This window comes from Fusibacter tunisiensis (assembly GCF_016908355.1).
In the GTDB taxonomy this organism is placed as follows: domain Bacteria; phylum Bacillota; class Clostridia; order Peptostreptococcales; family Acidaminobacteraceae; genus Fusibacter_D; species Fusibacter_D tunisiensis.
Genome location: NZ_JAFBDT010000027.1, coordinates 1 through 19,483, shown reverse-complemented (window position 1 = coordinate 19,483; position 19,483 = coordinate 1). Strand labels below are relative to the sequence as shown.

16 protein-coding genes and 1 pseudogene are annotated in these 19,483 nt (G+C 32.3%); 12 read left to right on the top strand and 5 right to left on the bottom strand.

The window, feature by feature from the left end; translation table 11 throughout:
- Positions 1–43 precede the first annotated feature (43 nt).
- From JOC49_RS11290 to JOC49_RS11245, 10 genes are all read left to right on the top strand, one after another.
- Complete coding sequence (locus JOC49_RS11290) at positions 44–694, top strand: vWA domain-containing protein (RefSeq protein WP_204665144.1); 651 nt, start codon at positions 44–46, stop codon at positions 692–694.
- Positions 636–1,523, top strand: a complete 888-nt coding sequence (locus JOC49_RS11285) for an ADP-ribosylglycohydrolase family protein (RefSeq protein WP_243423705.1) — start codon at positions 636–638, stop codon at positions 1,521–1,523. The genes JOC49_RS11290 and JOC49_RS11285 overlap by 59 nt, the downstream gene beginning before the upstream one ends.
- Before the next feature lie 338 nt (positions 1,524–1,861).
- Positions 1,862–4,609, top strand: a complete 2,748-nt coding sequence (locus JOC49_RS11280) for a DNA-directed RNA polymerase subunit alpha C-terminal domain-containing protein (protein ID WP_204665143.1) — start codon at positions 1,862–1,864, stop codon at positions 4,607–4,609.
- 1 nt (position 4,610) lies between these two features.
- Positions 4,611–5,828 carry a ParB/RepB/Spo0J family partition protein gene (locus JOC49_RS11275; protein WP_204665142.1) on the top strand — a complete coding sequence of 406 codons (1,218 nt, stop codon included), beginning with the start codon at positions 4,611–4,613 and terminating at the stop codon, positions 5,826–5,828.
- Complete coding sequence (locus JOC49_RS11270; RefSeq protein ID WP_204665141.1) at positions 5,818–7,725, top strand: DEAD/DEAH box helicase; 1,908 nt, start codon at positions 5,818–5,820, stop codon at positions 7,723–7,725. The genes JOC49_RS11275 and JOC49_RS11270 overlap by 11 nt, the downstream gene beginning before the upstream one ends.
- A gap of 168 nt (positions 7,726–7,893) precedes the next feature.
- Positions 7,894–8,613 (top strand): hypothetical protein, encoded by a 720-nt coding sequence (locus JOC49_RS11265; protein WP_204665140.1) that lies wholly within the window; start codon positions 7,894–7,896, stop codon positions 8,611–8,613.
- Positions 8,614–8,751: 138 nt separating this feature from the next.
- The gene (locus JOC49_RS11260; RefSeq protein WP_204665139.1) at positions 8,752–9,093 is read left to right on the top strand and encodes a hypothetical protein; all 342 of its coding nucleotides are present in this window, start codon (positions 8,752–8,754) and stop codon (positions 9,091–9,093) included.
- A gap of 136 nt (positions 9,094–9,229) precedes the next feature.
- Positions 9,230–10,129 (top strand): hypothetical protein, encoded by a 900-nt coding sequence (locus JOC49_RS11255; RefSeq protein ID WP_204665138.1) that lies wholly within the window; start codon positions 9,230–9,232, stop codon positions 10,127–10,129.
- 132 nt (positions 10,130–10,261) lie between these two features.
- Positions 10,262–11,497 (top strand): hypothetical protein, encoded by a 1,236-nt coding sequence (locus tag JOC49_RS11250; protein WP_204665137.1) that lies wholly within the window; start codon positions 10,262–10,264, stop codon positions 11,495–11,497.
- Between the two features lie 115 nt (positions 11,498–11,612).
- Positions 11,613–15,548: a tetratricopeptide repeat protein gene (locus JOC49_RS11245; RefSeq protein ID WP_204665136.1), complete on the top strand. Its 3,936-nt coding sequence runs from the start codon at positions 11,613–11,615 to the stop codon at positions 15,546–15,548.
- Between the two features lie 411 nt (positions 15,549–15,959).
- Here the strand turns inward: JOC49_RS11245 and JOC49_RS11240 are convergent, their stop codons facing one another.
- From JOC49_RS11240 to JOC49_RS11230, 3 genes are all read right to left on the bottom strand, one after another.
- Positions 15,960–16,622, bottom strand: coding sequence for an HD domain-containing protein (locus JOC49_RS11240; RefSeq protein ID WP_204665135.1), 663 nt, complete (start codon positions 16,620–16,622; stop codon positions 15,960–15,962).
- Between the two features lie 24 nt (positions 16,623–16,646).
- On the bottom strand, positions 16,647–17,159 hold the full coding sequence (locus JOC49_RS11235; protein ID WP_204665134.1) for a cupin domain-containing protein: 513 nt from the start codon (positions 17,157–17,159) through the stop codon (positions 16,647–16,649).
- A gap of 91 nt (positions 17,160–17,250) precedes the next feature.
- Entirely contained in the window at positions 17,251–17,466 is a 216-nt protein-coding gene (locus JOC49_RS11230; protein WP_204665133.1) for a helix-turn-helix domain-containing protein, read from the bottom strand.
- 155 nt (positions 17,467–17,621) lie between these two features.
- On the opposite strand from JOC49_RS11230, the gene JOC49_RS11225 reads away from it, so the two are divergent.
- Together JOC49_RS11225 and JOC49_RS11220 are read left to right on the top strand one after the other, a co-directional pair.
- Positions 17,622–18,407 carry a ParA family protein gene (locus JOC49_RS11225; RefSeq protein WP_204665132.1) on the top strand — a complete coding sequence of 262 codons (786 nt, stop codon included), beginning with the start codon at positions 17,622–17,624 and terminating at the stop codon, positions 18,405–18,407.
- Positions 18,397–18,558: a hypothetical protein gene (locus tag JOC49_RS11220; protein ID WP_204665131.1), complete on the top strand. Its 162-nt coding sequence runs from the start codon at positions 18,397–18,399 to the stop codon at positions 18,556–18,558. Before JOC49_RS11225 ends, JOC49_RS11220 begins: the two co-directional genes overlap by 11 nt.
- Here JOC49_RS11220 and JOC49_RS11215 read toward each other — a convergent pair.
- Positions 18,545–19,099 (bottom strand): recombinase family protein, encoded by a 555-nt coding sequence (locus JOC49_RS11215; protein ID WP_204665130.1) that lies wholly within the window; start codon positions 19,097–19,099, stop codon positions 18,545–18,547. The two genes, JOC49_RS11220 and JOC49_RS11215, sit on opposite strands and share 14 nt — an antisense overlap.
- Before the next feature lie 193 nt (positions 19,100–19,292).
- A pseudogene (locus tag JOC49_RS13540) lies at positions 19,293–19,483 on the bottom strand (transposase); the annotation flags it as partial.

Genomic DNA, 19,483 nt, shown 5'->3' with positions numbered 1-19,483 from the left:
GAGGTATCCTTTAATCATCAAATAGATGATTGGAGGCAATATCATGAAAAAGGGATTAACAGAACTGGTATTTATTTTAGACAGAAGTGGATCCATGAATGGACTGGAAAGTGACACCATTGGAGGCTTTAACAGCGTTTTAGCCAAGCAAAAAAAGGAAGAAGGCGAAGCCCATATCACCACAGTCTTGTTTGACGATAAGGTTGAACTTCTCCATGATCGATATGATCTGGAAAAAGTTTCAATGATAACTGAGAAGGAATATTTTGTAAGAGGGTCCACAGCTCTACTGGATGCCATTGGTAAAACAATCCACAAAATGGGCAATGTCCAGAAGTATGCTTCGGAGTCTGAGCGCGCAGAAAAAGTCATGTTTGTCATCATTACGGATGGGATGGAAAATGCCAGTGTGGAGTACTCTTATGACAGAATAAAGAGGATGATTGATCAACAGAAGGAAAGATACGGTTGGGAATTCATTTTTCTTGGGGCCAATATTGATGCTATAGAAACCGCAAAGCGTTTTGGCATTGGAGAAGATCGGGCTGCAAACTACCATGCCGATAGCGATGGAACAAATCTTAATTATGAAGTTATTAGTGAAACCGTTAGTATGATTCGTTCTAAACACGCCATTGAAAAAGGTTGGAAAGACCGGATTGATCGGGATTTTGAATCCAGGAAAAGGCGGTAAAGCCATGATCGGTGCAATTATAGGTGATATTGTAGGCTCAAGATTCGAATTCAATAATCATAAATCAAAGGAATTTGAGTTCTTTACAGATGAGTGCTTTGTAACGGACGACTCTATTATGACACTCGCCGTTGCAAAGGCACTGATGGAGACTGAAAGAGCATTTAAAAAAGGTGAAGAAAATTTTAGATTAAATAATGATTATCTTGATAAATTGGCCGAAAATGCTGTCATATATATGCAGTCGATTGGTAGAAAGTATCCTAACTGTGGGTACGGCGGCCGTTTTGGGCAGTGGATTTTCAGTGAAAATCCATGCCCCTATGAAAGTTATGGCAATGGGGCTGCGATGCGGATCAGCCCCGTGGCTGAAATTGCTGAAAGTGTAGAGGAGTTAAAAGCATTGTCAAAAGCGGTAACAGGCGTCAGTCACAATCATGTGGAAGGCCTGAAAGGAGCAGAAGCCACCGCGATGGCCATCTTCTTGGCTAGAACGGGTCATGGTAAAGATAAGATACGAAAAGTTGTTAGCGATCAGTATTATAACTTGGATTTCTGTCTTGATGATATTAGAGCAACTTATAGGTTTAATGAAACATGCCAAGAAACTGTGCCACAAGCGATTCAAGCTTTTCTTGAGTCAGAGTCGTTTGAAGAGACGATTCGCAATGCCATTTCACTCGGTGGTGACAGCGACACACTTGCAGCTATAGCTGGGAGCATCGCTGATGCGTATTATGGAGTGCCTGATGCAATGGTGGAGAAGGCTTTGGAGTATTTGGAGGATGAGTTTTTTGAGATTTATGATGAATGGAATAAAACAAAATAATGTGTAATTTTTAAGAAGTGTGCAATTTGCAGACATATTTTTCAACATCAAATGTTACAATTATGTTGGAATTGATTTGATCGAATCAAAAAAAGTCGTTGAAATAAGGTGCCTGTGATTCATCTGGACTATGAATTTGAAATTATCAAAGAATATTAGAGTTTGATGTTTAGCCTTAATTCTAAATTTATCTGAATATTCTTTCTTCTTGACACCATCTTGTTTTATTTAAGGCGGAATGTTTATATGTCTTACAATGATATGGTATAAATTTTCTAAAGGCTACTTATATATAATTAAAAGTTAAATTACAAATAATAAAAGTATAGGGGTAAATAATGAAACTAAATATTGATATCATGGATCCGATTGAAAGGCTAGGTTTGTCAGTAAGATCATACAATGCTTTAAAGAATCATGGAATAATAACCGTAAATCAACTCTTAAGTTATCCCCCAGATCAGTTTGTACATATAAGGAATATGGGGGCAAAAAGTGTTAATGAAATTCTCGAAATAATTAAAGAGTTAAGTGATATCAATACCATTGAAACAAATCAACAAGGCTTTCAAAAAAAAGATTTGAAAACCTATTTAGGTACTGGTGGATGTGAGTATATTGATGAGTTGATTGATAAAGTAGAATTAAGTGTACGTGCGAAAAATTGTTTGAGACGAGCAGGTATAGAATATTTCTCTCAACTCAAAGAAATGTTAAGTGAGGAAATCATTAATCTTCGTAATATTGGAATCCAAACTTTAACAGAAATTGAAATTTTTAGAGATCAGCATTTATCGCCATCAGTTGAAAATGTGAAAATTAATGAAGATCAACCTAACAAAAAAACAGATTTGAGTTTGCTGTATAGCTATATCAAAAGTGAAATTGCTAATCCTCTAAGAATTTCACCTCACGTATTACATAGAATCTTACAATCGATGTCTCATGAGCTTACTTCTTTTACTATTAATCATAATTGCCATGAACTTTCTGATCATCTTGAATTGATCACTATTTTAACTGAAAATGAAGACTTTCTTTCTGCTTGTTCAAGTTTTGTGCTAAATCTGATATCTGAAAATATCTATGGTCTAGAGGAACATGAGCTCATGAGAAGATTACCCTCAATTCTGAATCATGATGAGATTATTGATCAGATACTAGATTACCTACTGGATAACAATAAAATTGATATCCTCTGTGATAATCGATTTTTTGTTGAGTATGAAAGCTTTGAAACGGGGATTCCAAATATTTTAAAAGAAAAGGAAGCACATATTATATTTCAAAGGATACAAGGGAAAACACTTGAAGAAATTGGGAATGAATTGGGCGTAACGCGTGAGCGCATTCGGCAAATTGGATTAAAAGGGATAAATAGACTTAATAATTCCAATATTAGATTTAAAGAAGATATTTATATGGACATATTTGCTCGATATCGTGTAGATAAACAGGATTTCGATACATCACTCAATGACCCCAAAATATATTCCTATCTATTAATTAGATATGGTAATTTGAGCAAAGATGTAGAAAATTTGAAGTCATTAGATCAAATCATTGAAGATAAACTTATCCCTTCTATAATAAGAAAGGCATTTGAAAAAGCAGCTCACCGTAATCATATAAAAATTGGTGATCATTATGTCCCACGTGTAAGGTCAGACTTAATTAAACACATAATTAAAACACATGCTCAAAATGAAATTTCTTTTGAAGAATTTTCAAATATTTACTATGACTTTTTAAAAGACATTGATCTATATGAAAATACTAAATTTCATTTTTCGGAAAGAGGATACATGAACACATTATATAATTGTAATTGGGTCCTTTGGAAGTACAAGAAGAGATTTAGGTATTATAATTTGGACAATTTTGATTACTCCGAGCTAATTGAAACACTCAATTTTAATCAATATCAGGATGTTGAAATTTCAACTTTGAAGTTTTTTAGAATGTATCCGGATTTGATGAAAAGTTATGATATAAGAGATGAATATGAGCTTCATAATCTTCTAAAAAAACTTAGTGAATCTGGAAAAATAGAAAATATTACTTTTAATAGGATGCCTAATATAGTTTTTGGTAAACCAAGTAGAGAAAATCAGGTTTATGAGTTGGTTACAGCCCTTGCACCTATTAGTAATACTGAGTTTGCAAAAGCTTATGAAATGGAATATGGAACAATTGCTGAAACAGTTTTAGCAAATTATATGGATCCTTTTGAAAAATATTTTCATAACGGTATTTATAGATTCGATTTTGAAATATTACCAATAGAAATAGAAAATGAGTTTAAAAAAATGTTGACCAAAGAACTCTATTTTTTATCTGAGATTAGAGAGCTTTTTAAGATGAAATTTCCTAGTGTTGATATTTCACTACTAAATTCATATTCAATAAAAAATATGGGGTTTAAAGTCTATTCAGGATACGCTCTTAGAGAAAAATATGACTCAGTTGTGGACTACTTTAATGGATTGTTAACAATTAGAGATATTGTCGATATAAATGAGATACCATCAAAGGAGAGAGGGCTCGTTTCATTTTCCTCATATTTATACAGTATGAAATCAGATTATGAACTTATAGAATTCCTCCCTAGTAAGTTTATCAATTATAGAAAATTAGAGGAGCAGGGTATTACAAAGCAGATATTTGCTGAATACTGTAATGATGTCTATAATTTTGTTGGCGAAGGCAAATATTTTACTTTACATTACCTTAGAAATTTAGGATTCGCTCATAAACTAGATGAATTAGGCTTTGATGATTGGTTTTATACTTCTGTTTTGATTGAGGATAAAAACCGTATTTCATATCTACGTGTTGGTGGCGATAAACTGATGATTTATAGCACTGATAATTTTAAGCTAAGCCACTTTTTAGAATATCTGATGTATTCTCAAGAAATATTATGTATAGATTTTTATGACTTGATTGATACTATTAAGATTGAATATAATTTATCGCTCAATTCAAATAGAATGATAGAAGTCATCAAAGATAGTTCTCTGTTTTTTGATGCAATATCAGAAAAAATATATATTGATTATGAAACATATTTTGAGGAGGTCTAAAATGAATTTGCTAAAAGATGGGATTGATAACAATGTTGTGGTTTCATGTGATTCTGATAAAAAATTGGTCATTGATAACATCACAAGGACTTATCCAATTTATAAGATAAGATTGGATCAACTATACTACAATGATCAAAATGACCGAATAGCAACATGGATTGCACAGTATAAAACAGAAAACAATGTAAGCAGACTAGATCTTGAAAACCGAGTTGATTATAATGATCTCATTCATAATTTTATAACTGATAGTAATCGTGATGCAATTAGGAAAACTCAAAATAATATTGCTCTTGTTGGTCAACAAGAGTGTGGTGTTGTTCTATCAGATGGCAGAATTATAGATGGCAACAGAAGATATACATGTTTACGTAACATTGAGCGTGATACTGGGAAAACGCAATACTTTGATGCAGTTATATTGGATCACAGTATAGAAAATAATGCAAAACAAATTAAGATGTTAGAGTTAATGCTTCAGCATGGCGTTGATGAAAAAGTAGGTTATAATCCAATCGAACGTCTGGTTGGCGTGTATACTGATATTATCGATAGAGGGTTACTTACCGTTCGTGAGTATGCTGATAGTGTAAACCAATCAGAGTCTGATATTCAATTAGAAGTTGAAAAAGCTAAACTGATGGTTGAATTTCTTGAGTTTATTAATGCACCAAAGCAATTCCATTTAGCGCGACATTTTAACTTGGTTGATCCGATGAAAGAACTTTATACGATGTTAAAGAAAATTAGAGATGAAGATAAAAAAGAAGACTTGAAACTAGCTGTTTTTTCACAATTTCTTATGCAGCCTTTTGGTGATACCACACGCCATGCAAGAAAAATCAAGAAAATTGCTTCAAACAACAAGTTCTTTGATGAATTCTTAGATGAGCAAATGCCGTTTGTTGAAAAGGTTTGTGACGAGCTTCAGAAATTTCCCAAGGTATCCAATAAAGAGATCAACATGATACGTTCAAATGAAAATCTGAAGAAGAATTTTTTACACTCAACTGATAAGTTTGTAAACAAAGTTGATGGTGATACCACAAGAAATCAGCCAATCAAACAAGCTGAAAAAGCGTTTGATTCACTAGACCTCATTGATAGCAATATTTTAAGTAAACTAAGTCATGATCAGAAGGAAGAGCTGCTAGAGAAGCTTAATTCAATTGTTAAAGCAGTTGATTTATTGAGGAGTACTTTAAATGATGAGTAATGAGCATGCTGTGAATCCTTCTCTTTGTTTAAATTTATGTGATGGCATTTTAACTTGTAAAATTTCAGGCGAATCAATGCTAATCTGGAACAGTTCTATGTACAAGATTCAACTAAAACGCTTTGTTGATAGTGCAAATTCTTCAAATCAGAATATTCAATTTAAAGTACACTTAACATATCCATACTATAAAAGAATCATAGAGATAATTTCTCGCGATGCTATGAATCGTGGATATGTGTTTGAAGTTGCAAAAGAAGTAAAGGATCATATTAAAGATAGGGAGCTATTCATAAATGAAAGATCAAATGTGGGGATAGCCATCAAACAACAACTCGGCATTGTTTTTTCTCAGTTTAATGAGTATAAAGCAACCGTTGATAGTCAAATGGTTCGTAAACTACGTGAAAAGCAAATGTGGGATTCATTTTTCATGTGGACTATGAAAAGAGCAGCTAATTTTTCAGTTCCTGGCTCGGGAAAGACATCATCGGTATTAGGGGTATATTCAATTTTGAATTTCCAAAATCAAGTTGATAGAGTCATCATGATAGGGCCGAAAAATTCTTTTGGATCTTGGATTGATGAGTTCAAAGCGTGTTTCGAAGACACTAAGTCATTAAATGAACTTATCATACATGATTACAAAAACTTAGAAGACAAGAAAAAAGCTTTACTCTTTGATTCGAATGATAAAAATCTGATCCTTTTAAATTATGAAAGTATTGGTTCGCTAATTTCAGAAATAACTGAACTGATTAAGCAAAGGACTTTACTAGTCTTTGATGAAGTTCACAAAGTGAAAGCGATGGATGGGATTAGGGCACAGTTTGCTCTTGAAATCGCAAAAGAGTCACAGTATACAATTGCACTAACTGGTACTCCTATTCCTAACTCATATGCAGATATTTATAATCTTCTACATATTTTATTTCATGACGAGTACAATGAATTCTTCGGGTTTAGTGAACGTCAATTGAAATCGCCTACAACAGATGATGTTGAGATAATCAATTCGAAAATACAACCTTTTTTTTGTCGGACTACCAAAAAACAATTGCAGGTTCCAGACGCAAATGAGGATATTGTAGTGGCATCCCAAGCTTCTGATGCTGAGAATAAAATATTTGAAATATTACTTATGAAGTATGCAAAGAATAAACTTGCATTAATTATCCGTCTACTCCAACTTGAAACTAATCCTAAATTGTTATTAAATGCTATTGAGAATAATGGCGAAGATTTCTCTGAAATATTAGACATTAGCGGAGAAATTGAAGATATTGATTATAAAGATTATTCTAAAGAAATTTTGAGTTTAATTGCTTCGATTGACAAGACAGAGAAATTTATGACCTGTCTGTCACTTGTTGAGGCACTATATAAACAAGGCGATCCAGTAATTATTTGGTGCATATTTGTTGATTCTATATTCAGGTTACAAACTGAGCTTGAATCAAGAAACATTAGAGCAGGTGTGATATATGGGGGGACGGAGTCAAATAATCGTCAAGATATTTTGAATGCTTTTCGTAATGGAGAAGTTGATGTGTTGATTACAAATCCCCACACTTTAGCCGAGTCGGTTTCTTTGCACTCGGTATGTCACAATGCCGTCTATTATGAGTATAGTTTCAACTTGGTTCATTTATTACAATCAAAAGATCGAATTCATCGATTAGGTTTGCCCAAAAACCAGTATACACAGTATTATTTTGTTCAAAACCATTATAATCATAAAAATGATGGTGAATACTCATTGGATCAAAGGATTTATGAACGATTATTAGAAAAGGAAGACATAATGCTTGACGCGATTGAAAATAATGTCTTGGAACAGTTAACTTCTGTGGATGATGACATTGAGTTTATATTTAAAAATTTGCTTTTTAATTGATTCTTTAAAAGAAACGAATTAATTTACAGAATATTAAGTTTATAAGTTGACTGATATTGTTGAAGAGTTGATGAGTATAAAAAACTGTCTACTTTCAAGAGACAAGTTCGCCGTACTTCTAAGTTATAATATGATTAAGCAATTAAATAAAGATTTCAGGAGGCGTTTATGAGTTATTCAGAAGAAGTTGTTATTCGTATTGAATCGAAGGAAAAAGAATTGAATTTTAAGGACGAAATATTTGTAAAGTTGGCTGAACGTGTTGGAAATGAGTTGAATGAGTATGTACTTTCAGAAAATTTCGCTTATGACTCAAGAAAGAATTATGTAGTTTATTCAATTGATGAGATGATTTATGGAGGAGGAGAAGGTACATCAGAGTTCATAGAAGACTTAATAAAAGAACATGGGGGAAATTATAGAATTGGAATATATTGTTTTTCAGATGAAGGGTTTCATTACTACTCGGAGTTTTTAGATCGTAAACATATTAAACTATTTGTTGCTGGTCAAGTTTTAGTAGATCTTTACCCATTGGAAAGCGAATCGTTTATGAGCTCCACTAATTATTTGAGTTTCAATGAAGAAGACAGAACATCAAACCTATTTTTCAAATCAAAAGATTGCTCGGAGGTTGAAAAAATATTAGGGAAATATGATTTCATTGACTTTGAAAATCCAGGGAATATGCTAGGCACATCAGTATATCTTGATTATGAAACAAAAATATCATTTGCAGCTGATTTACATCTTGTTTCAGATATTATTAAGCCTTACGGGTTATCTTTAGCGTATTCTATTACTTGCTTTGATCGAGACTTAAATGTAGAGCAAATTGTTGAATTTGATGAGAAATTTGAGTATCGTCATATGAAATTCGGGAAATAATTATGAACACTATTACAATGCTTTTCAAGGAAGGAAAGAGTGAAAATGATTATTGATGAAATTAAAACAATATCTACTATAGATGAGTTAATTGAAAGGTACGAGCAATGTTGGAAAAGTTCATTTAAATCATTTGATTTGTTGAATAATATAATTCAAAGTTCAAATAGGAAACTTCGAGAAATATTAACAGAAATCTCAATTTCAAGAAGCTATTACTACAAAGTTATTAATGTTGAAGTGACGCCTTCAAGAGACACATTAATAGAATTGCTAATTGCATATAGAGCTGATTTTAGCGATGTTCAAGCGGTTTTAGAATCATTCAACTACAATGGTCTTAGTTTTCAATTTAAGAGGGATTTGATCTTTATTTATGCAATCTTGCATAAGAAGAATTTAATGTTTATCAATTACGTGTTATACGATCAGAAAATGAATTTACTGTGTAAAGAGGTAATACGAAAAAGAGATGATTGATTTAAAAGTTATTGTATTAAAGAGAATAACAGGAAAGCAAGTTAGGCAATAGTGAAATCCTTTGAAAAAACAGTGTTGTTAAATAAATCAGGGGTGTAATACTTTACGCTACCGAATTTTGAAAGGAGATTAAAAAATGAATAATATGTTATTAGTTGAATTGATAAAGAAGAGGTTAGTTGATTATGAGAGCTTTTTATCTTTAGTTCCCGAGTTTCAAGATATATATGGTATATCCCTTGAAAATATGGAGAGTGATGATTTAAAAGTCCTAGCATTAGGACTACATATAGATATAAATAATAACACTAATGATAATTCTCAAATATCACAAAAGAAGCAAAGTAAAAGAAAATTTGAAATTACAAAGACTGAAGATTTAGAAGAAATAATTGAAAAATGTCAATACGAGTATTTCCTTTATGGTGTTGGGATCAATCGGGTGCAAGATTGGCTTCATGAATATAAGATTAGCCCAAAACCAGAATACGAACTGTTTATTCGTATTAACTTGTTTGTTGATTTATTTTTAATTTTCAATTCATATTTTCAAATTGAATGTGATGAGAAATTCGCAATGTTTTTAATTCAACTAGAAAAATCGGCACAGAATTATATGACAGTTATAGATCGTAGTAATTACCAAAAAATAATTTATGAAGGTGAAAAAGCAGCTATTTCGTATCGTGATATATTTGCTCTAAGTGCAGAAATTGATTCTATTTATAAAGCTGAAAGCGATCAAATTCTTAAATTTGTTTCTGAAGTGTGGGATAAACTAAAACTAATTAGTGCAAAAGGAAGTAAAGATAAGCAATTGCTATTAATTGTAGTTATTGATATTTTTGGAGATCTCTTGAATCGAAATCTTAGTGGTACAGGTAGTTTATATTATGAAATGTCATTTGTATATGATGCAGAACCTTTCATTAATGATTATGGTGAGGAGGAGTTTTTTGAGTGGATTATAGAGGAAGTTTCAATATCTATAGAAGAATATGGCAAACCGATTGCAGAAAATATACTTGATATATAATGTTCACAAAGAGTTGACTATTTGCAATTTAGAACCTCAAAAGGTCGAGAATACAAGGGGCTAAGTGAAGTTGAATTAATCAAAAGTAGGTACTAATTATTGAATAAAACTAATAATTTGGAGATTATGAAGATGAAAAATGAAATTCAATACACAGATGATTTGGATATATATTATCTCAATGAGTGGCCCAAAGATTTTAAGCATACAGTTAAGGGTGATTTAAATCTTGCTCATCTAGAGAGGCTACCAGAAAATTTGACTTTGGAGGTTGAGGGCGACTTATATCTAACGGGTATAAAGCAACTTCCAAGGATGATTAATCTTAAAGTAAAAGGCGATTTAGATCTGAGTGGTGTCACAATTCTACCTAAAAGACTCAAATTGGAAGTTGATGGGTGGTTAACTTTAGGGGAAAAACTTAGTGTTGAAGAACGATATTATATTTCAGGAAGAAATAATAGCCAGGTAAGTTATGGAGGTAAGGGTTTAAGATTACCAAAAAACTTTGAAATAGAAACGACAGGATCCTTAAGAATTGATACAGTTAAATATTTGCCAGAAGATGTTGTAATTTCAGTTGGTAGGTGGTTAGATCTGCCTCTGTTAGAGCAATTTCCTAGTAAACATAGAATTAATTGTGGAAGTTTATGCTTAGATTCACTGAGTGAATTACCTGAAAATTTTTCGATGGACATACCTGGTCATTGCCATTTAGATAACTTAAAGCGACTGCCAAAAGGCACATACTTAAAAGTAGGAGGATATTTTTCGGCTGACAGACTTAGAAGCATACCTAGAGATATTGTTTTAGAATTAGGTGGAGACGTCAGATTGTATTCACTCAAAGAGTATCCAAGTTGGTTTAAACAAAATATTGCAGGAAACTTAACCCTCTGTTCATTAAGGAAATTGCCTGAAAATTTTGATCTATTCATTACTGGGGACTTGGAACTTAATTCTTTGACTGAACTTCCAGATGGTTTTAATCCAAAAGTAGGAGGGGATTTGGTCCTTGAATCTTTGCTCAAACTTCCGAATGGATTTAATCCAAAAGTAAGAGGAACCTTGTGGCTCAACTCTTTACTTGAGCTTCCAAATGGATTTAGTCTTGAGGTAGGAAAAAATTTAGATCTTAGATCTTTAGTTGAACTACCAAATGGGTTCAATCCATGTGTAAATGGAGATTTGACATTAACGAATTTGGAAAAATTTCATCCTGAATATGGTTTGAAAGTTGGAAAAGTAGTCTTAAATTCCAAGCTTGAAGGATCTGATAACATTAAGTATAAATATATAGATCAAATAGAATTTCGTTTTTTAGGTAAATTTGCACAAGAAATTAGTGAAGATGATGAGTATATTTGAGTACATGCTCTAATTGACAAAATGGAATGTGTTGTAGGTTCTCACAATTGATTAGTAAAATTTGTGTTGTTGAAGTGAATAAACAGCTTAATTTTAGGGAAAGGATGTTGAGTTAATGTTATCTCAGAGAAATGAGTTCAATAAAGTTCTAGAAGCATTGGAGATATTTAGTAGTTCTTACTCTAATAATTTTCAGGGTAATTTAGAGGAGCTTAAAGAGTTGTACTTTAAAGTGGGACAAGAATACATTATTTCAGTACACCAAATGGACCCGAAAGAGTTCCCTGAAGCGTTAATTACTTATGAGTTATTAGGTCGAATTATTAACGAATTCTGTAAAAAGTATTTAAAAGACAAATTTGAAGACTTGATTAGTTCAGAGGAACTGTTTTGGTGGGGAAGGATGCAGTCTAGGCATAATAGTCAGTATTTAAATTTCAATTATATTATGAATGAATATGGAACTGAAAAACTCTTATCCTTGTCTACATTTGATGAAGCGACTAAGTTATATAGTAGTAATGAATATAAAAGCCGTTTTAAAGATGATCTACAGACTATTGACCTAAAACAATATGTTGAGTATGTCATGTTTTGCTCAAAGGCCTTTGATATTGAGATTGATAGGTTCTTAAACTATCTTGGTTTTAATGATTCAAATGACTATGATGAGTTCAGTATATTTGGAAATGAATTTGATGACTCTGACAACAATCACGAAACATACAGTGTAAACAATGGAAATTTAAGTATCTATAATTTAGACAATGCTTACGCTGATCAACAGATAAAAAGGGAATTAGAATTACTGGATATGCATGGTTTAATGTATCAGATACGTAATTTTGATGAGACTTATATAACTAGCGCGGACTCTTTTCTTTCACGGTTTTATCAAGATGTTCAAGAAAATTTTGGAGAGAAAAACAAAACTATTTTCAGCTCTGAAATTGCTCTTAATTTTATGACCCTCACTGAAATTGGAAGAACCTTAAAAAAATATTATGTTCTAACTGAATATGTATTGAATATAGAAAATGAAGAAACACTACAGAATTTGCGAGTACACATTGATAAACAATATTCTGGTGATTCTGAAGCTCATAAAGCGGCAAACTTTCTTGAAAAAATAGCAGCTTCATGGGAAGAATTGTATCAAGAAGTCGATATTTTTTTTGAAAATAAAAAATCATTAAATGCCAATCCGTTAGATCAATATGAGTATATTAATCCAGATGTTTGTTCAGCAATTGTTAACAGATTAATTGATGGAAACATTAAAATTGGAAAAGCAGAAGAGGATTGGTATATAAACATCGTAAGAAAGATAATGAATAATTTTATTGAAGAATCAGAGACTAATCAAGACTACTATGATTTATTCACTTATTTAAGGGATATGTTTGTCTTTTATGATTATATAGAAAAATTCTATACTGCTTCTTTCTGCGTAAGCCAACAAACAAATATAAATAAACTTATGAGTAAAGAGAAAAATTTTGACAGCATTAAGTACGTGTTAGAATGCTATCGTGAAGATTTTGAAAAAATATGGATTTCAGAAGAAAAAAAATCAAAAAATCTTAAACTTGTAGATGGTGTATATTATTTCACAAATCTTGTTGTAAGGTTTTGGATGAATCTCGAACAACAAGGTAATAACTATTTGTCATTAACTGGCTTTCATGATGACTGCTTATCCTTGAAATTTGTTAGAAACGGTGCAACCACTGCTGGATTAATTGTTGCGCTTTTGTTTGATTATATGGCTGATGAAAAAAAACATTCCAAAAGTAATCAACTTTTTAAAACAGATTTAATGGATAGTATTGAAACTGAAGAACCAATGGATGCATTAGCGCAATTTGATTTAGGTCTATGTTATGAAAACGGAGATGGTGTAGCACAGGACTACGAAGAAGCTGTAAAATGGTATAAAAAAGCAGCTGAGCAGGGTCATGTTGAAGCGCAATTTAACTTAGGTCTATGCCATGAAAACGGAGATGGTGTGAATCAAGACTATGAAGAAGCAGCGAATTGGTATAGAAAAGCAGCTGAACAAGGGCATTCAGACGCGCAAAACAACTTAGGAGCACTATTTGTAAGCGGAGATGGTGTAGCACAGGACTACGAAGAAGCGGTTAAGTGGTATAATAAAGCAGCTGAACAAGGTCATGATATAGCACAAAACAACTTAGGTTTATGTTATGCACTTGGGGATGGGGTGTCTCAAAACTATTCCAAAGCGTTAAGATGGTTTATAAAATCAGTTAAAAAAGAGAATGCAGATGCTCAAAACAACATAGGCATAGCCTGTGAAAACGGATTTGGTGTGGTTCAAGACTATACAGAAGCAGTAAAATGGTATAGAAAAGCAGCTGAACAAGGGCATACTGAAGCGCAATTCAACTTAGGTGAATGCTATTATAACGGTACTGGTGTAGAACAAGATTGTGAAGAAGCAATTAAGTGGTATAGAAAAGCAGCTGAACAAGGGCAAGAAGAAGCACAAGCCAAATTAGAGACTCATTTTGCTTCTAAAGATGCTGAAGATAAAATAATATTGAACAATCTTGAAAAGGCGAGTTCTATCGATGTAGAGGAAGAAAATAATCATAAAGAGTATGAAGTTGGTTTGGTTGGGAGAGAAGGATTTAGAATTGGTTATTCCAAAATACTTGAAATGAATCAAAAAACAGGAGAATTATGCTCTGATAGAGAATATTTATTAAAAATAATTGAAATTGAAAGGGCAATTGGTGTAATAGGATTTGCTAGTTCTGAGATCCGAGAAGATGTAGATTTTATTCTTAAAGCTTTGAGCTTAGACATTAACTGTATTGATGAATTTTCTTCAACTGAAGTATATAAGACCGAAATTGTTGATTATTTTAATACCCAGTGGAAACAACATGGGAATAAATTATTTGATAAACTCTTGCGTGATGAGTCAAAAACAATTCTTTCTTTTTTTATTGATGAAAAATTTAGAAGTTTAACATATAATGATATTGAACTTTTATTTGTAGGGCGGTCACATAAATTTTTTTCTGATGGAGGATTTTGGAGTTTAATCTATGGGAAAATCAAGGATGATGAAACTTTATTGAATACTTGTCCGTTTGACAGATTTGGAAAATGGGAAAAATTATACCAATTGATTTCTCATGAAGGAGAGGGAAAAAGAGAACTGCTGCTTCTGATATTGAAAAATGATGTGGCGAATTTAAAGACTCTAATTTCAAATGATAGTTATAGAAGGGGATCAATAGTTAAGTTTATAAAGAATCAAGATTTTGATTATCTTAATCAAATAAAAGAAATTTGTTCAAATCTAGATAGTATTAATCTTATTATGAAATCTTTTGGAATTAAAGAAGACTTTAATGGGGAATTCTATTTGAGCAATATAGAAGGTTATAGCGAAAGAGATATTTCTTTGTTAATAAAGCAAGGTGATTTAAGTTTACAACTATCTGATGATGAGCTGTCTAACAACTATTGTAATGTGTATTTTAAAAGAATGCCAGTAGGACTTACAATTAAGTTGTATATAACATTAGAATTTGTTTTTGGGACATTAAAACTATACGACGTAGAGATTTCAGAAGATAATAAATTTACAGATATACAGATTGATGACATAAAATGGAGGGCTGATGTTTCGAGGTTGTTAATTTTAAGTAATAGTTACCCTAAATTTTATTTAAATCTAATAGGTGATTCTAAAAGTATTAGTCAGTTACGTGATGGTTTGACTGGCATGAAAGAGGAAGCAAAACCAATAGATATTGATGAATCTTATCAAGATACAAATCCTAACTGCTTTGTGGCAACAGCTGTTTTTGAAGATAATAATCATTATTGCGTTGTAAGATTAAGGAATTTCAGGGATAGTATATTGTCAAAATATTGGCTAGGACAAAAGTTTATTGACTGGTACTATAATAATGGTGAATTATTGGCTGATTTACTAAAGGATAAGAATCTTGCTAAAAATTTAATAAAAATTTTTATTGAAATATTTGTTCGATTTTATGATCGATTTTAAAATATATAGTACACCAAGTTTTAAAAAAGAGTTTCAAATTTCCGTACTAAAAACGTACTATTTATCATTGAAGCCATTAAATAAAGCCATTGATATTTGAAATTATTGAGATGAAAGGTACAAAAATCAAGCTCTGAGAAGGTGTGAAAAGTACAATTCACAGAGTGGGAATAAGGAACTAAATTCCTGAAAGGGTTGATATTAGGTTGTTTCAGGCGTTAAAGATGGTCATCTGACTGCCTTTTGACTGCCTTTGAATTGTGTCGTCAAACTATGCTTGAATAGGAACATTAAAGTACATTAAAATCATGAGATTACGAAAGCAAATCAAAATAATTTAATGTAAAAATACTAAGAACGCGTACTCATTTTTGAGCACGCGTTTTTTAGAATTCAATGAAAAAAGAGAATTTAAATTAACAATAAATCAGGATTACTTGAGTTTAATTGTGACTGCAATAATGAAAAATAATTTATTTGATAATCTAAATTTTCATTCCATAACTTATTTGATGTAGCTGTTTTAAAAGTATAGGTTGTTTTAAGTGAGTTGAGTCTCTTAATTTTATTTTCACAGAAAGATATTTGTTCAATTAAAGTCATTGATTTTAAGTCTATTTCCTTTAGGCTTTCGTATAACCTAAATTTGTCAAAACGATCAATATTATCACATTCTCCTATTGTTTCTGCAAATAAAGTTCTTTCGCCATCATAATCGGCTTCATCATCTACATGTATTGCAATTCCATAAAGAATATCACGTTTAGTGGCCTCGTTTAAGTCTAAACTGTTAACAAACATTTTTGATAATTTAGCCGCTTCTCTACCATGATTTTTCCAATCTTCTTCATTATTGAATGGCTTTATATAACTAATATCATGTAGAAGGCAGCCGATTACCATACCTTCTACATCTAAGCCTTCATTTTCAGCGATTTTTTTCCCTAAATTTGCAACTCGCATTGTATGGTCAAGTCTATATTGCTTTTCTTCAGGGTATTTATTAAAGAATTCATTATTCGCATTTTCAAACGCAGATAATAAGAAATCAAGTGTCTTTTTAATATTGTTCATATCTGTTATCCTCTTTCGTTATTACTATTTTTTATTGAATTCAAATCCAAGTTTAATCCATTTATTGAGCACATCATCTTCTTTATAAAAATAATCAACTTCTTGTCCCTTCGTAAAAATCATGCTACGAGCATTCATAATATTAATTTTTTCAGAATCAGGGTATTCACATACATCTAACTCTTTTTTTGATCTTATATCTAAATAGGTACATATATCATCAGTATTGTTATACAGTTGATGTGCACCACTTGGACCTTTTTCAAAAAAAGCAAACTCTCCTTCTGTTATATCTTGAAAACCTTCAGGAGTTCGTAAAGTAATTTTCCCTTTCAATACGACAAATATTTCCTCGCTATTATAATGATAGTGATATGGATATGAAAATTTACCAGGTCCGATTGTTTTAACGTCAAATACATAATCATCAGATTGTACTATAGCATTCAATTTACTACTTTTTTTCCATGTGAATTCTTCTAATTCTGGTTCAACTAATTTCATTTCGAGCTTATCTTTATTAAAAATACTCGGCATATGTATCCCTTCTTTCGATTATCAATTTTATGTGAATCTCAATATTTCAAATATTAGTAAAGGTCTATATTACTTATTATATGAATTACTATTAAACTTTATCCCCATTCTTATCTACAAAATACCCTTCAAATTCACAATCCAGTGCTTTTGCAATATTTTCTAGTTCTTTAACTGAGAAGTTATCTCGTTTCAGTTTGTTTGCCATGTTCTGATTAGTTGTACCAAGTCTTCTGCTTAGTTCAACAATAGTCACATTTTTTCTCTTCAGTAGAATGCGTAGCTTCTCTCCCATTGTAAGTTTCATTGAAATCACCTGCCTAAGTTAAATAATACACCTAAGAGTGAATATCTGCAACATATTCACTTCCTGTAATTCCAGAATAAGCGAAGTATTGAGCTGATTAATCTTATAGCTTAAAATCACACTATAAAGTGAATATCGGAAAGGAGCAAAAAATAATGAGTAAAATAATTGGTATAGCATCACAAAAAGGAGGCGTAGGCAAATCAACGACTTGTAGGAATTTAGCAAGTACTTTAAGTCAAGAAGGCTTCAGGGTGCTAGCAGTAGATTGTGATAATCAATCAAGCCTGACAGATTGCTTTGGGATTGAAAATCCAGAGAAATTGGAAAAGACACTCTATCATTTGATGATGGATATCATTTCAGAAAATGACTTTCCTCAAAAGGAAGATTTTATAATCCAAAGAGAAGGTATAGATATTATTCCAAGTAGCATTGAGCTATCGGCAATTGAAATCAATCTTGCCAGTACGTTCAGCAGGGAATATGTTCTCAAGACAATTATTGATGAAGTAAAGTCCGATTATGACTACATCCTTCTTGACTGCATGCCTTCACTAGGATTAATGACTTTGAACGTTCTAGCAGCATGTGATAGCATTTTAATTCCTGCAACACCTGAATATTTGTCAGTCAAAGGTCTTGAGCTATTACTTAGAACAATCTTCAAACTTAAGAAAAGAATTAACCCCAATATATCATTTGAAGGGATCCTACTTACAATGTATCAAGAAAAAACAAACCTGTCAAAGAACATGTTTGAAATGATTGAGGAATCCTATGGAGAGCATATCAGAGTATTTGACACAAAGATTCCTAAATCGGTAAAGGTTGGAGAAGCAAATCTTCAAAGTAAGAGTATCGTAGATTACATGCCTACTAATAAAGCTGCTATTGCATATCAGGCATTCACAAAGGAGTTGATTAATAATGGACAATAATAAAACTAAAAAGACAGAGACGTTCGCTTCAATATTTGGAGACGATTATGATGAAACCCCTTTATCGAAAGATGAAGGGGTTTCGACTTTAAAAGTTGGAACGGGTTTGTCAACTAAAGTGTGTAAGTTAGGTTTTCCTATCCCAGTTTGAGCTTGGCTCGATAGATCGTACTGACCGATATTCCAGTCATTTTTGAGACCTGGGAGTAGGAGTTAGTTCCAAGTAAATGTAGTGCATGTTCCAGTTGTTCACGCCCATATTTCAAGGGTCTACCGCCATAGTTTCCAGATAGTTTTCGTCCTTCCTGAGTCCGTTCGACAATCATGTCACGTTCGAATTCAGCAAAGGCAAAAAGAATTGTCCGAATGAGCTTGCCGGTAGGCGTGTTATCCATAAGTCCCATGTTCAGAACATGGACCTTGATTCCGTGACCAAGCAGCTGATCGATAAATAGGATGCCTTGATGGGCTGATCGGGCTAGGCGGTCCAATTTAGTTACCATAAGTGTATCACCAGGTTCTAGAGCATGAACAAGTTCGCCTAGTTTTGGCCTGTCCAGCGTAGCTCCAGAGCATGATTCTTTATAGACGATTCTTGAACCGGAATCCCTAAGTAGCTCTTCCTGTGAGTCTAAACTGTTGCCATTTTTCTCTTGTATTTTTGTGCTGACACGGGCGTATCCACATACCATTTTTAGCCTCCTTTTTTTGACCATAAGATATGACCAAAGTGAAAGTATTGATTTTCCATTCGGTGGAAAATCCAGTCAAAACTTATAAGTTTTGACTACTCGAATTGTTGGTAGTGGATAAGCCGATCAGATAAATCCTCAATCAGAATCATTTGGTTCAAAATAGTTGCCCAGTTGGAGCAGGACCTTCTGGACCATTTATCGTAGAGTTCAAGGATTCTAAGGTAAAGAACTTTCAGAACAGCATTCTCATTAGGGAAAGTCCCTTTGTGGGTTACTTTTCTAAAGCTTGAGTTGACGCTTTCAATGGCATTAGTTGTGTACATGACTTTGCGAATGGCTTCGGTGTAGTTATAAAGTTGCTCCACATGTTTCCAATTAGCG